The organism is Streptomyces sp. JLYT201 (assembly GCF_059448825.1).
In genome coordinates, this window is the sequence record NZ_CM182551.1 from 730,785 (window position 1) to 743,897 (window position 13,113).

The 13,113-nt window shown below is 73.7% G+C and carries 14 protein-coding genes; 10 read left to right on the forward strand and 4 right to left on the reverse strand.

Annotated elements, in window-relative coordinates; all coding sequences use genetic code 11:
- Positions 1 to 11 precede the first annotated feature (11 nt).
- Positions 12 to 986, reverse strand: a complete 975-nt coding sequence (yddG, locus tag AC5WAM_RS03000) for an aromatic amino acid exporter YddG (RefSeq protein ID WP_366789951.1) — start codon at positions 984 to 986, stop codon at positions 12 to 14.
- 323 nt (positions 987 to 1,309) lie between these two features.
- Here yddG and AC5WAM_RS03005 point away from each other — a divergent pair, with 323 nt between their 5' ends.
- From AC5WAM_RS03005 to AC5WAM_RS03040, 8 genes are all read left to right on the forward strand, one after another.
- Complete coding sequence (locus AC5WAM_RS03005; protein ID WP_366789950.1) at positions 1,310 to 1,672, forward strand: DUF6086 family protein; 363 nt, start codon at positions 1,310 to 1,312, stop codon at positions 1,670 to 1,672.
- A 142-nt stretch (positions 1,673 to 1,814) separates the two neighbouring features.
- Entirely contained in the window at positions 1,815 to 2,288 is a 474-nt protein-coding gene (locus tag AC5WAM_RS03010; RefSeq protein WP_495521445.1) for a carboxymuconolactone decarboxylase family protein, read from the forward strand.
- A 204-nt stretch (positions 2,289 to 2,492) separates the two neighbouring features.
- Positions 2,493 to 2,927, forward strand: coding sequence for a cupin domain-containing protein (locus tag AC5WAM_RS03015; protein WP_495521446.1), 435 nt, complete (start codon positions 2,493 to 2,495; stop codon positions 2,925 to 2,927).
- 395 nt (positions 2,928 to 3,322) lie between these two features.
- A complete protein-coding gene (locus tag AC5WAM_RS03020) occupies positions 3,323 to 3,433 on the forward strand; it encodes a keywimysin-related RiPP (RefSeq protein ID WP_138965032.1) in 111 nt (36 codons plus the stop codon).
- A 140-nt stretch (positions 3,434 to 3,573) separates the two neighbouring features.
- On the forward strand, positions 3,574 to 5,472 hold the full coding sequence (locus AC5WAM_RS03025; protein WP_495521447.1) for a lasso peptide isopeptide bond-forming cyclase: 1,899 nt from the start codon (positions 3,574 to 3,576) through the stop codon (positions 5,470 to 5,472).
- A gap of 67 nt (positions 5,473 to 5,539) precedes the next feature.
- Positions 5,540 to 5,812 carry a lasso peptide biosynthesis PqqD family chaperone gene (locus AC5WAM_RS03030; RefSeq protein ID WP_366789947.1) on the forward strand — a complete coding sequence of 91 codons (273 nt, stop codon included), beginning with the start codon at positions 5,540 to 5,542 and terminating at the stop codon, positions 5,810 to 5,812.
- Complete coding sequence (locus AC5WAM_RS03035; protein WP_495521448.1) at positions 5,809 to 6,225, forward strand: lasso peptide biosynthesis B2 protein; 417 nt, start codon at positions 5,809 to 5,811, stop codon at positions 6,223 to 6,225. The genes AC5WAM_RS03030 and AC5WAM_RS03035 overlap by 4 nt, the downstream gene beginning before the upstream one ends.
- A 5-nt stretch (positions 6,226 to 6,230) precedes the next feature.
- Positions 6,231 to 8,030, forward strand: coding sequence for an ABC transporter ATP-binding protein (locus AC5WAM_RS03040; RefSeq protein WP_495521449.1), 1,800 nt, complete (start codon positions 6,231 to 6,233; stop codon positions 8,028 to 8,030).
- Here the strand turns inward: AC5WAM_RS03040 and gap are convergent.
- A complete protein-coding gene (gap, locus tag AC5WAM_RS03045) occupies positions 7,987 to 8,997 on the reverse strand; it encodes a type I glyceraldehyde-3-phosphate dehydrogenase (RefSeq protein ID WP_366789944.1) in 1,011 nt (336 codons plus the stop codon). The genes AC5WAM_RS03040 and gap overlap by 44 nt on opposite strands.
- A gap of 195 nt (positions 8,998 to 9,192) precedes the next feature.
- On the opposite strand from gap, the gene AC5WAM_RS03050 reads away from it, so the two are divergent.
- Positions 9,193 to 9,690, forward strand: coding sequence for a MarR family winged helix-turn-helix transcriptional regulator (locus AC5WAM_RS03050; RefSeq protein WP_366789943.1), 498 nt, complete (start codon positions 9,193 to 9,195; stop codon positions 9,688 to 9,690).
- A 54-nt stretch (positions 9,691 to 9,744) separates the two neighbouring features.
- Here AC5WAM_RS03050 and AC5WAM_RS03055 read toward each other — a convergent pair whose 3' ends face one another.
- Both AC5WAM_RS03055 and AC5WAM_RS03060 read right to left on the reverse strand, forming a co-directional pair.
- On the reverse strand, positions 9,745 to 10,881 hold the full coding sequence (locus tag AC5WAM_RS03055) for a PQQ-dependent sugar dehydrogenase (protein ID WP_495521450.1): 1,137 nt from the start codon (positions 10,879 to 10,881) through the stop codon (positions 9,745 to 9,747).
- A 306-nt stretch (positions 10,882 to 11,187) separates the two neighbouring features.
- Positions 11,188 to 11,949, reverse strand: coding sequence for a maleylpyruvate isomerase family mycothiol-dependent enzyme (locus AC5WAM_RS03060; protein WP_495521451.1), 762 nt, complete (start codon positions 11,947 to 11,949; stop codon positions 11,188 to 11,190).
- 64 nt (positions 11,950 to 12,013) lie between these two features.
- Between AC5WAM_RS03060 and AC5WAM_RS03065 the strand changes: the two genes are divergently transcribed.
- On the forward strand, positions 12,014 to 12,934 hold the full coding sequence (locus AC5WAM_RS03065) for a MerR family transcriptional regulator (protein WP_366789939.1): 921 nt from the start codon (positions 12,014 to 12,016) through the stop codon (positions 12,932 to 12,934).
- Positions 12,935 to 13,113: the final 179 nt, after the last annotated feature.

A 13,113-nucleotide genomic window follows, 5' to 3' on the forward strand; every position in this document is an offset into this window, starting at 1 on the left:
GCCGGCCGGGCTCAGCCCCCTCGCGGGCGGCTGGGCCCGGCACGGCCCCGCTCGCGCGCCGCGCGCAGGGCGTCCGCCGAGGCCAGGGTCGCGCCACCGGCGATCAGCACGCTGGCGGCGGCGACGGGCCAGCTCGCGTCCGCACGGCCGGTGGCGACGAGGAGGGCGGTGGACAGCAGCGGAGCGAAGTAGGAGAAGGTGCCGAGGAGTTGGATGTCGCCGTGCTTGGTGCCGTGGTCCCAGACGTAGAAGGCGCCGCCGACCGGCCCGAGTCCCAGGGCGAGCACGGCGAGCCACTGCCAGCCGTCGGGCCGGACCGTGTCCTCGAAGACCAGGTGACAGACGGCCGCGAGTGCCGCCGTGGCCAGGCAGAAGAAGGCGACCATGTCCGTGGGGACCTGCGGGTACCGGCGGTTGGCGACCGAGTACGCCGACCACACCACCGCGCAGACGGCGGCCGCGGCGTACCCGAGCAGGTACTCGCCCCGAAGGTGCACTCCCTCACCGCCGGTGACCAGCAGGAAGGTGCCGCCGAGCCCGAGCACCGCGCCCGCCGTGTGCCACCAGCGGAGCCGCTCGCCGGGCAGGGCCGCGGAGAACACGACGATGAGCAGCGGCCACAGATAGGCGATGAGTCCCGCGTCGACCGCCGGGGCGTTGCGCAGGGCCAGGAAGTAGAAGAAGTGGTAGCCGAACAGGCCGCCGATGCCGAGGGCCCAGGCGCCGCCGGGCAGCCCGCGGGCGAGCGCCGCGCCGCCGCGGACGGCCCGGGGCAGCCCGAGGAGCCCGCCGACCAGGAACGCCATGGCGGTGAGCTGGAACGGCGGGATCCGCCCGGTCAGCGTGGTGACCAGGGCCAGCGACGCCCACAGCAGGACGGCCACCGCCCCGATCCCCGTGGCCCGCAGCTGACGCGTCGACTGTGACGCGGTGGCGTGCCCGTGTCCCGACGCGATGACGTCGGCTCGTGTGTTCCGCGCGTCCACCAGTCCTCCAGTCCCCCGTGCCCGGTAACGGCGCGTCCTCGTACAGCTACCGGGAAATGCTACTGACGCGGCGAACGCCACCCGCACATTCCGGACAGCCGCGAGGAGACCGCGAGGAGTTCCGGCGCGGGGCGCGCATCCCTGCGATCACCGAACGACTCCTCGCGACGCGTACGACCACAAACTACTGACAGTGACGACTTGGTCGTGAGAAGTTGGCTTTCCGGGGCGAAGTTCCGAGGTTTGATCACGCTGGGTCGCGGTACGCCGTACGATCTTGGCCGTTGATCCCGCTGCCTGCCACCCGATCCGAAAGGCCCCAGGTGAGCCAGTACTTCGAGATGGGCGACGAGACGCTGTGGAACCCCTCCGGCGGAGCGGCGCGGCTGTTCCTGCGCCAAGTGGAGGTCTTCGAGGCGGAGCTCGGCGTGCCCTCCGGTGTCGGCCCGATGGAGAACGACGAGTCACACATCGACCCCGACGCGTTCGGCGACTTCGTCAAGGCCTTGGTGGCCCACCACCGCAGAACCCATCACGCCGTCGTCCTCGCCCTGACGGACGGGTTCCTCGCCACGGTGCTCGCCCTGGCCGAACGGGCGGGTGTCGCGGCGGAGTTGGAGGACGAGGAGTGGTCGGCCCGGCTGCGGGAGCGGGCGCGCGAACTCGACCGGTACATGGCGCGCTGAGCCCACCGCGGGACGGCGTCCCGCGCGCCCTTCGGCGGACCGCGCCGCATGTGGCGCAGGTCACCCGCCTCGCCCTGTCACAACCGACCGGGTCAGTCCGGTCAGTACGGGTGAACCACCACTACGGCGAGGAGAGCACACCATGGACGCGCGTCTGGACTACTTCGGCAACGCACTCGGGGCCAAGGTCCTCAAGCACATCAACTCGGCGAGCAAGGTGGTGTCGGACTCCGCGCTCCCGCTCGCGACGCAGGAGCTGGTGAAGATCCGCGCGAGCCAGATCAACGGCTGCGGGTTCTGCACCGACATGCACACCAAAGAGGCGGCGCACGCGGGCGAGACCGCCCAGCGCCTCCACCTGGTGGCCACCTGGCGGGAGGCGACGGTCTTCACCGAGGCCGAGCGCGCCGCGCTCGCGCTCGCGGAGCAGGGCACCCGTACCGCGGACGCCGCGGGCGGGGTCGGCGACGAGGCCTGGGCCGACGCGGCCAAGCACTACGACGAGGACCAGCTGGCCGCGCTGATCTCCCTGATCGCCCTCATCAACGCGTACAACCGCATCAACGTCATCAACCAGCAGCCCGCCGGGAGCTACCAGCCCGGCCAGTTCGGCTGAGACGCCCGCCTCCGCGGAGCCGCCCTCCCCTCGGGCGGCTCCGCTCGTGCGACGCGGCGTGCGGGCACGGCGTCGCGACGGGCTCATCCGGTGCCCGATTCGGCGGACTCACCTGCCGCAGGAGCACCACACTGTTGACCACCGTCCCGCCCGGTGACCACCGGACGGGACGCCTGTCCGTCACACCACCCTGAAGGGACCGTCATGCACCATCTGTCACGGCTCGGAGCGATCGGGGCCGCCCTCGTCGCTCTTTCGTTTCCCGCAGGCGCCGCCCACGCGACCCCCGGCGGACCCGGCGTCGTCGGCAAGGTCATCGCCCGGACCACCGTCGGCGACCGGGACTACATCCTGCGCGAGGTCACCATCCCGCCCGGTCAGGCCACGGGATGGCACTACCACGACGGCACCCTGTACGCCCGCATCAAGCAGGGGACCCTCAGCCACTTCGACGCCACCTGCGCCTCGAGCGGGGTGCATCCCGAAGGCAGCACCCTCCAGGAACCCCCGGGCGCCGACCACGTGCACATCGGCCGGAACCTCGGCACCACCGACCTCGTGATCCAGGTCCTCTACGTCCTGCCGCACGGGGCACCCTTCTCGCAGGACGCGCCCAACCCGGGCTGCGACTTCGAGTAACACCAGGGCCCTGCCGCTGCTTTTCGCACCTGTGCCACCGGCAGTGCGCACGCGGGAGCGCACTCCGGCCGCCCAGGGCGCACGCCCGGCGGAGTGCAACGCGGCACCCTGCGCAACCCATTGTGATGATGTGGCCCTCTCCCTAACGTAGGGCACCGGAAATTCGGAACAGGAATTCACGGGGCACCAAGCACTTCTCCGGCGAAACACATCCGCGCGGAACGGACGAAGTGGCTCCGGAATTTCAACGTCTCTGCATTTCCCCGACATTCAGGAAGACATGCAGTGCGTCGGCGAAATGCACAGGCACCGCTCAATTTCATTCCGGATTTCCATGGCAGGTGACCTGCAGCACGTCCGTCCCCGAACACGAGCGAGCAGGAGGGAAGATTCTCATGCGCACCTACGAACGCCCCACACTGGCCAAGGCCGGTGGCTTCCGCAAGGTGACCGGCGCGGGAATCAGGGGTCCGAAGGACCTTCTCGGTCTCAAGCAACTCCTCTGATCGATCCGGTCGACGCTGCGGTCGACCCGACGCCGGGCGGTGGCTCCAGGCCGCCGCCCGGCCCTTCCGCCCCCGCCCTTCCGCCCCCGCCCATCCGCCCCCGCCCATCCGTCGCCCGGGCCGCCGCTCACCGTCGGTCCGTGCGACCCGCGAAGGGGTATGCCGTGGACTCCCTGTTCTCCCTCCGGGCGGCGCCCGCCTGGATCCTCGTCCTGCCCGACACCGACGCCGCGGCCCCCGCCGCACGCGCCGCCCTCCCCCACGCCACGCGCCGACTGCACCACCCCTCCGGACGGCCGTGGCTGATCGGCCGCTGGGCGCCGGGCGCCGCGACGTGCGGGGGCCGGGGCCGGGCGCGGATCGCGGTCATCGGCGAGCACGCCGTATCGCCCGGGGAGGCCGACCGGGCGGCGGCCGTCGCCGACTCCCCCGCCGCGCTCGACCGCCGCGCCGCCGCCTGGCCGGGCAGCTTCCACCTGGTGAGCTCCGTCACCGGACAGGTGCGCGTGCGGTGCGGCGCCATCGGCGTACGACGCGTCCACCACGCCAGGACCGGCGCCGCGGGCGACGCGGTGACGCTCGCCTGCGATCGCGCCGACGTCCTGGCGGACCTGATCGGCGCCCCGCTCGACGAGCGGCGCCTCGCGGTGGAGCTGCTCACCCTCGACATGCTGCACCCGCTGTCCGGACAGCCCCTGTGGCGCGGCGTGCACACGGTCGCGGGCGGCCACAGTCTGACGCTGACCCCCGACGGAGCGGCACGCGAGACCCGTTGGTGGTCCCCGCCCGAGGGCGAGGTGCCCCTCGCTGTGGGAGCCGCCGCCCTCCGGGACGCGCTCGGTGCCGCCGTGCGCGTCCGTACGCGGGGCCGCGACCTGGTGACGGCCGACCTGGGCGGTCTCGACTCCACCGCCGTGTGCTGCACCGCCGTCCGCTCCGGGACGCCCGTCGTCGCCTACACCGTGGCCCAGCACGACGCACTCGGCGACGACGTGCACTGGGCCCGGCGCACCATCGCCGCCCTCGGCGCCGTCGCGGCCGTCGACGGGGGCGGCCCCGTCGAGCACCACGTCGTACCCGCCGACGCGGTGCCGATGACGTACGACGGCCTGGACGCGCTCGACGACGTCCTGGACGGCCCCAGTCCGATCACCGTGGACCGCAACCGCCGCATGTCCCTGCTGGAGCTGGCCGCCGCGCGCGGGTCCCGGCTGCATCTGAGCGGCCTCGGCGGGGACGAACTCCTCGCCGGGACCCCCGCCCGGCTGCACGCCCTGCTGCCCGGGCATCCGGCCGCCGCGCTCCGCCAGCTGCGCGGCTACACCGCGAAGTACCGCTGGCCCCGGCGGCGGGTGCTGCGCGCCCTGTGCGACCGGCGCGGCTACGGCTCCTGGCTGCGCCGGGTCGCCGACCACCTCACCGACCCGCCGCCCGCCGTCGACGAACCGCTGCTCGACTGGGCCGTGCCACCGCGCATGCCGCCCTGGGCGACGCCCGACGCGGTCGCGGCCGTGCGCGAACTCCTGCACGCCCAGGCTCCGTCGGCCCGGCCGCTCGGCCGCGGGCACGGCGAGCACCGCGAACTGGCCGCGATGGCCTCCCTGTCCCGGACCGCCCGCTTCATCGACCAGATCTCCGCGGCCCGCGGCGTGACCTTCGCCGCGCCCTACTACGACGACCAGGTCGTCGAGGCCTGCCTGGCGGTGGCGCCACAGGAGCGCATCACGCCCTGGCGCTACAAACCGCTGATCGTGGAGGCGATGCGCGGCACCGTGCCCGAAGCCGTGCGCACCCGCGCCACCAAGGCCAACGCCACCTTCGAGGAGGAGGCCGGGCTGCGGGCGCACCGGGCCGGTCTCCTCGCGCTGTGCGACCAGTCCCGGCTGGCCCGGCTCGGCCTGATCGACGCGCGGGTCCTGCGCGCCTGGTGCGCCCGGCCGCTCTCGGCGGAGCTGGAGAGCGACCTGCTGCACCCGACCGTGGCCTGCGAGGTGTGGCTGCGCTCCCGCCGGACGGCGCCCGCCCCTGCCGGTCCGTGACCGTCCGGCGCACCACCCGTACGACCACCACCGCTCGCGGTTCACCCGCACGCCCGAGGAGTGAGACATGGCGCTCGCACTGCGGCCCACCATCCTGCTGACCGAGACCGAGTACGGCGCCGCGCTGCTCGACCAGCGCAGCGGCGAGTACTGGACCCTCAACCCCACCGCCGCCTGCGTGCTGCGCTGCCTCGTGCGCGGCCGCGGCACCGACGACGCGGTCCGGGCCCTGACCGGGGAGTACGACGTGAGCGCCGAGACCGCCGCACAGGACGTCGCCCGCATCGTCGACGAGCTGCGTTCGGCACGACTGGTGAGCCTGGAGGGCGAGGACGCATGACCCTGTCCGAAGCGGTTCCCCACGACCCGCGCTCCGTCCCGCTTCCGGGCCGGCTGGCCACCCGCTGCGCGGTGGCGCTGGCCCATCTGCTGGCCACCCAGCCGCCGGGCCGCATCCGCTCGCTGCTGACCCGGCTGCGCCGCGGCGCCCGGCCCGCGACGGCTCCCGAGGCCGAGGCGGCACGCACCACGGTGGTCACCGTCAGCCTCTCCTGCGCGGGCCAGAAGGGCTGTCTGGCCCGGTCGTTGGCCACGGTCCTGCTGTGCCGCATGCGTGGCCAGTGGCCCACGTGGTGCGTGGGGGTGCGCACCCGCCCGCCGTTCGCGGCGCACGCCTGGGTGGAGGCCGAGGGCGTCCTCGTGGGCGAGGGCTGCCCCCGCGACTACTTCCAGCGCTTCTTCACCGTGGAGTAGACGGCGTGCCCCCGCACCCCGGAGCGCCGGCGGCGCCCGCGCGCACCGGCCGCCGGGCCCTGCTGCGCACGCTGCGCCCCCAGCGGGCCGCCCTCGCCACCGGCACCGCGCTCAACCTCGTGGGCGGCGGGCTCGCGCTGCTCCAGCCGCTGGCGGCCAAGTGGCTGGTGGACGGGCTCGCGCAGGGCCGCTCCACGGCCGGGCCGCTGGCGCTGCTCGGGGTGCTCGTGCTGTGCGGCGCGCTCGTCGTCGGCGTGGGCTACTACGTCCTCGAACGCGGCGCCGAGGCCGTCCTGTGCGGCACGCGGCAACGCCTGACGGACCGTCTGCTGCGGCTGCGCGTACCCGAGTGGGAGCGTCACGAGCCGGGCGATCTGATCGCCCGGGCCACGTCCGACACGACGCTGCTGCGCCAGATCGCCGTTGAGGGGACGGCCGCGGCCGTCACCGGAACCGTCATCACCTTCGCCACCCTCGTCCTGATGGGTCTGCTGGACCTCGTGTTGCTCGGCGTCACGATGCTGGTGATCGCCCTGGTCGGGCTGGCGGTCGGCGCGGTGGCCCCCCGCATCGGCCGCGCCACCCGCCGGACCCAGGAGGCCGTCGGCGCCCTGGGGTCCGGCCTCGAACGCACCCTGGGGGCCTTCCGTACGGTGAAGGCCGCGGGCACCGAGCAGCAGGAGAGCCGCCGCCTGCACGCGGTAGCGGAGCGCGCGCGGCGCACCGGGGTCAGCGCAGCGGTCTGGCAGTCCACGGCGGCCACCGCCTCCGCCCTGGCCGTCCAGCTGTCGTTCCTGGTGGTGCTGGGGGTCGGTGGCGCCCGGGTGGCCTCCGGCGCCGTCTCGGTCGCGACGCTGGTCGCGTTCCTGCTCTACCTCTTCTCGCTGGCCCCACGCGTCGGTCAACTGGCCGAGGCCGTGGGCCAGTTCCAGATGGGCGCGGCGGCGGCCGCGCGCATCCACGAGGTCGAGACGATGGCCACCGAGGCCGTGGACGCCCGCCCCGGCGCCACCGCGATTGACGGGGCGGGCGCGGGGCCCGCGACCGTGGCCTTCGACCGGGTGTGCTTCGCCTACCGCGACGGCGGAGCCGCCGCCCACCACCACGTGTCGTTCACCGTGCCCGCCGGGGGCACGACGGCCTTCGTCGGGCCGTCCGGAGCAGGCAAGACCACCGTCTTCTCCCTGATCGAGCGCTTCCACGACCCCGACAGCGGGCAGGTCCTCGTCGACGGCGTCGACGTCCGCCACTGGCGCCTTGCGCGGCTGCGCACGGCCATCGGATACGTCGAGCAGGACTCCCCCGTCCTGGCCGGAACCCTGCGCGACAACCTGGTCTACGGCGCCCCGTGCCCCACCGACGCCCAGGTGGACGACGTGGTGCGCCGCACCCGCCTCGACGCCCTGGTCCAGCGGCTCCCCCACGGCCTCGACACCCCCGTCGGGCACCGCGGGGGCCGGCTCTCCGGCGGTGAGCGGCAGCGGGTCGCCATCGCGCGCGCCCTGCTGCGCCGGCCCCGGCTGCTGCTCCTGGACGAGGCCACCTCCCAGCTCGACGCCGCCAACGAGGCCGCGCTGCGCGAGACCGTGGCCGAGGCGGCCCGCACCACGACCGTCCTGGTGGTCGCCCACCGGCTGTCCACCGTCGCCGCCGCGGACCGGATCGTCGTCATGGAGGAGGGCCGGGTCCGCGCGGTGGGCACCCACCCCGAACTCCTGGCGGGCGACGCCCTCTACCGGCGGCTCGCCGCCACGCAGTTCCTCACGCGGGAAGGGAGCCGCCCACCAGCAGCGCCAGGTCGATGAGGCGGTGGGAGTACCCCCACTCGTTGTCGTACCAGCCGACGACCTTGACCTGCGGGCCGACGACACGGGTGAGCTCGGCGTCGAAGACGCACGAGGCGGGGTCGCCGACGATGTCGGTGCTGACGAGCGGGGCCTCGGTGTAGCTCAGCAGCCCCTTGTACGCGCCCGCCGCGGCCTCCGCGTACGCCGCCTTGACCTCCTCCACCGTGGTGCGGCGTGTGGTGGTGACCGTCAGGTCGGTGACCGAGCCGTCGGGGACGGGCACGCGGAGCGCGAACGCGTCGAGGCGGCCCCGGAGTTCGGGCAGGACGAGGCCGATGGCCCGGGCGGCGCCGCTGGAGGTCGGCACGACGTTGAGGGCGGCGGCGCGGGCGCGGCGCAGGTCCTTGTGCGGGGCGTCCTGGAGGTTCTGGTCCTGGGTGTAGGCGTGGACGGTGGTCATCATGCCGGACTCGATGCCGACGGCGTCGTGCAGCACCTTGGCGAGGACGCCGAGGCAGTTGGTGGTGCACGAGGCGTTGGAGATGATCGTGTGGCGCAGCGGGTCGTACGCGTCGTCGTTCACGCCGAGCACGACCGTGATGTCCTCGCCGCTGGCCGGGGCCGCGACGATGACCTTCTTGGCACCGCCGTCGACGTGTGCGCGGGCCCTGGCGGCGTCGGTGAAGACGCCGGTGGACTCGATGACGACGTCCACGCCGAGGTCGCCCCAGGGCAGCGCGGCCGGGTCGCGTTCGGCCAGCACCCGGACGGTGGCGTCCCCGGCGCGGATCACGCCGGGCTCCGCCACGACCTCGCCGGGGAAGCGGCCGAGCAGCGAGTCGTGGGCGAGCAGATGGGCCATGGTGGCCACGTCGCCGAGGTCGTTGACCGCGACGACCTCCAGGTCATCGCCGCGGGCCGCCGCCGCGCGGAAGACGTTGCGGCCGATCCGGCCGAAGCCGTTGATGCCGATGCGGACAGTCATGGTCTCTCCTTGGTCGTCCCTGCGCGGGGCGCTCCTGCGCGACGGCGTCCCCGTCCGGTGCGCCGGGACGTCCCGGCGCACCGGACGTGACGCGACGTGCCGAAGCGGCGGGCACGCTCCGCCCCACGCCGCGGCGCGAGGCACCCGCCACAACAGCATAAGCAGCTTATATAAGAGACCCGATATATTTTGGCCGTGGACGACAACTCGCACGCCGACGACGCGCAGGGCAGCGCCGCCCCGCACACCCCCGACCTGGACGTGGACGCCTTCACCGCGGCCCTCGAGGACTTCAACCGCTTCTACATCCGGCTGCCCACGCTGGAGAAGCACCCCTTCACGACCCTGTCGGTGCTCGACACCCTGGCCTTCGGCGGCAGCCCCCGGCGGCTGACCGAGCTGACGAGGACCGAGCAGATCACCCAGCCCGCCATCACCCAGCTGATCACCCGCCTGGAGCGCGACGGCCTGGTCGAGCGCCGCCCCGACCCGAGCGACGGGCGGGCCGTCCTCGTCCACATCACCGAGGCGGGCCGGCGCATCGGCCGGTCCCGCCACGACGACCGCACCCGGCACCTGGCCCCGCTCGTCGAGCGGCTCGCCCCGGAGGACCGCCGGGCGCTGGCCGCGGCGCTGCCCGCGCTGACCCGCCTGGCGGCACTCGGGAGGGCCGAGGAGCACCGGCCCGGCTGACCGCGCCGGCCGCGGGGGCGTTCGCCTACGCGCCGCGTCCGCCCGGGGCGGGCATCACGCCGGGTCGACGCGGTGGATGCTGCCGCCGAGGTCGAGCACGTACAGCTCGCCCCTGTGGCTCTGCACGAACGAGACGACCTCGCCGCCGTTGACGCCGAGGTCGCCCGTGCCGGTCACCTTGCCGTTCTCGATCTTCAGGGTGCGCAGGGTGCCGTCGCAGTAGTCGCTGTAGACGTACTGCCCCCGCAGGGCCGGGATCGCCCTGCCCCGGTAGACGAAGCCGCCGGTCACCGAGCAGCCGAGGCCGTTGCGGTCGTACTCGTGGACCGGCGGCACGTGGTTCGCGGGCTCCGTGCCGCCGCGGAACGGGTGGGTGCCCTCCATCTGCGACCAGCCGTAGTTCTCGCCGCCCTTGCTCCTGGCCGGGGCCCAGTCGATCTCCTCCCAGGCGCTCTGGCCGACGTCGCCGATCAGCAGGTCGCCCGTGCCCGCGTCGAAGGAGAACCGCCACGGGTTGCGCAGCCCGTACGACCAGATCTCGTCCCTCGCCTTCGGGTCGTCGACGAAGGGGTTGTCCCGCGGGATCGCGTACGGCTTGCCGCCCCTCGGGTCGATCCGCAGCAGCTTGCCGAGCAGCGTGTCGAGGTTCTGCCCGTTGCCGTGCGGGTCGCCGCCCGCGCCGCCGTCACCGAACGCGATGTAGAGGTAGCCGTCCGGGCCGAACTTGATGTCGCCGCCGTTGTGGTTCGCGTACGGCTGCGTCTGGGTGAGGACGGTGCGCCGCGTGTCCGGCCGGATCTTGCCGTGCCGCACGGCGAACTCGTCTATGACACTGGCGCCTTCGAGGTTCGTGAACGAGATGTAGAAGTGCGCGAACCTCTTGTCGAACGCGATGCCCAGCAGGCCGCGCTCACCGTCCGTGGTGGTCTCCTTCGAGATGTCCAGGACGGGCTTCCCCAGGCCCTTGGCGTCCAAGGGCCTGACGGTGCCCGCGCGTTCGGCTATCCAGAGCGTGCCGCCGGGGCCCGGGGTTCCGGCGACGGGGTTCTGGGCCGTGGCCACCTTCGTGAGCGCGACCTTCGCCGCCCGCGGCGGGGCGGCGCGCTCGTCGGCGGAGGCCGTGGTCAGGGCGAGGGAAGCGACGAGGCAGAGGGCGCCGACGAGCGCCGAGCTTCTGGTGCGTACGTTCACCGTGATCCTCCTGGAGGCGGCGAAGGGGGAGGTCACCCGGCTGCTGGGGGCAGATCTAGGGGGTGTCGCCTGTGCCAGCACGCAACCTGGGTGGGGGGATGGTGTGCTACTGGCCACGGATGAGGGTACTGGGATCGAGGTGATTGGTGTAGACCAAGACCCCCTCCTTCTCTCCCCGTTCAACGAAATCTCTCCCCCGTTCGAGGAACTTCCGCCCCCGGGCCGCCCGCCCGCGAGGGCCGCACGACCGTCAGGCACGCCGTCGCCCAGTGGGCGAGGCGGGCAGGGCTCCCCCGTAGCCCCGGGTCACAGCGCCGAGTGGGTCAGCCAGTGGTCCAGCAGTGCGCGGTCGCCCGTCACCGTCACGCGACCGTCCTCCGGCGGGATGCGGCGGTTCACCACCAGCAGGAGGTCCGCAACGGCGGCCGAGACCACCGTGTCGGCGTCGACGGGGCCGCGCCGCCAGCGCACGCCGTCGGGCGTGCGGGTGATCACCCAGCTCGCTCCGGAGGAGGGCCGGAAGCCGATGCGTTCGCCGTGGCCGCGCAGTTCGGCGACAGCGGGCCTGAGCGTCTCCCAGGCCGGAGCGGCAAGGAGCTCCAGATGCTCGCTGAGCACCTCGGCCGCGAGGTCGTCGGCGACCTCGAACGCGGTGTCCGTCGCGTGCGCGGCGTCGTAGTGGTGGACGCAGGTGTCGCTGAGCATCCTGCGCAGCCAGGAGACCGCGGGCCGGGGCCCCAGGAACGTCTGCACCACGGTGTCCGCGCCGGTCTCCCCGAGCGCCCGGATCACGTCGTCCGCGCCCTCCAGCAGCCACCCGGCCCAGTCGTCCGGGGTGCCGGGATCGGCCTCCCACGGATCGGGGACCGGCAGCTGTTCACCCTTGCGCACCAGTTCGGCCGCCCACCGGTGCTCCTGGCCGACATGCCCGACGAGGGTGCGCAGCGGCCACTCCGGGCAGGTCGGCACCCGGGTGTCCTGGGGCTTTCCCGCGACCGCGCGGACGAACCCTCCGGTCTGCTCCCGCAGGCCCTCCACGAGCCGTGCGGTGTGCAGCGTCGACGACATCACGAAATCTCCTCTCATGCGGCTACGCCGGTACGGTAGGAACTCCAGTCCAGTGGAGGTTCAAGTGCCTTTACGCGATGGCACGCTCGGCATCGGCGACCTGGCACGACTGACCGGCGTGCCGGTGCGGACCGTTCGCTTCTACTGCGACGAGGGCATCGTCGACTCGCTGCGCAGCACGGGCGGTCACCGCAGGTTCGACCCGTCGGCGGTCGAGCGGCTCTGTCTGGTCAGAAGGCTGCGCGGGCTCGGCCTCGGCCTGCCGTCCATCAGGAACGTGCTCGCCGGCGAGCGCTCCGTGGCGGAGGTCGTCGCTGCCGAGCGGGCCGCGCTCGACGTGCAGCTCGCCGACATGGCCTGGCGGCGGGCCTCGCTGCGCGCGGTCGAGGAGGCCGAACCGGCCGACCGGGCCGCACGCCTCGAACTGCTCGCCGCCGTGGCGGGCGGGGGCGCGGCCCGCGACGCGCTGATCGACTTCTGGAAGCGCACGAGGGTCGCCCCGGCGTCCGAGGCGACGCTCTCCGCCTTCGTGACCATGGCGGTGCCGGAGCCGCCCGCGGACCCGACGCCGCCGCAGGTCGTCGCGTTCGCCGAGCTGGTCGCCCTGACCGGTGACCGGGTGCTCACCCGCGGCCTGCTGGCCATGGCCCGGGCCAACGCCGAAGTCATCGCCGACGAGGACGCGTTGATCCACGGCATCCGCGAGGCGTGCGCCCTCGCCAGGCCCCGGGTGCGGGCGGGCGAGGCACCCCGCGTGGGCCCCGAGCTCGACCGCTTCGTCGCCGTGCACGCGGCGGTGCGCGGCACCACCGACACACCGCGGTTCCGGCGCCGCCTCCTGGCCGACGTGGCCGCCGACCACGACCGCGGCATGCGCCGCTACTGGCACCTGGTCGCCGAGGCCAGCGGGGACCCCGTCACCTTCGGCGCGTCACATCTGTGGCTGACGGACTCCCTCGACCTGTGCGTGAAGGCCCGGGGCTGAACTCCGCGGAGGCTCTTCGGAGCCGGAGCCGGAGCCGGAGCGGGAGCCAAAGCCGGAGCCGGAGCCGGAGCCGGAGGCGCGTGCTGCCACGGCCGCCCGAGCAGGCCGTCTCCTGCCTTGAAGTCGACATGACTTAGAGTCAACGAAGGGAGCCCAACTCATCACCGAGCGGGGCGCGG

Excerpts from the sequence above, each read along its gene's own strand:
- AC5WAM_RS03010 (WP_495521445.1), top strand. The coding sequence starts at position 1,815 with ATGGACGCGCGTCTGGACTACTTCGGCAACGCACTCGGGGCCAAGGTC.
- AC5WAM_RS03015 (WP_495521446.1), top strand. The coding sequence starts at position 2,493 with ATGCACCATCTGTCACGGCTCGGAGCGATCGGGGCCGCCCTCGTCGCT.
- AC5WAM_RS03030 (WP_366789947.1), top strand. The coding sequence starts at position 5,540 with ATGGCGCTCGCACTGCGGCCCACCATCCTGCTGACCGAGACCGAGTAC.
- gap (WP_366789944.1), bottom strand. The coding sequence starts at position 8,997 with ATGACTGTCCGCATCGGCATCAACGGCTTCGGCCGGATCGGCCGCAAC.
- AC5WAM_RS03060 (WP_495521451.1), bottom strand. The coding sequence starts at position 11,949 with ATGTCGTCGACGCTGCACACCGCACGGCTCGTGGAGGGCCTGCGGGAG.
- AC5WAM_RS03020 (WP_138965032.1), top strand. The coding sequence starts at position 3,323 with ATGCGCACCTACGAACGCCCCACACTGGCCAAGGCCGGTGGCTTCCGC.
- AC5WAM_RS03035 (WP_495521448.1), top strand. The coding sequence starts at position 5,809 with ATGACCCTGTCCGAAGCGGTTCCCCACGACCCGCGCTCCGTCCCGCTT.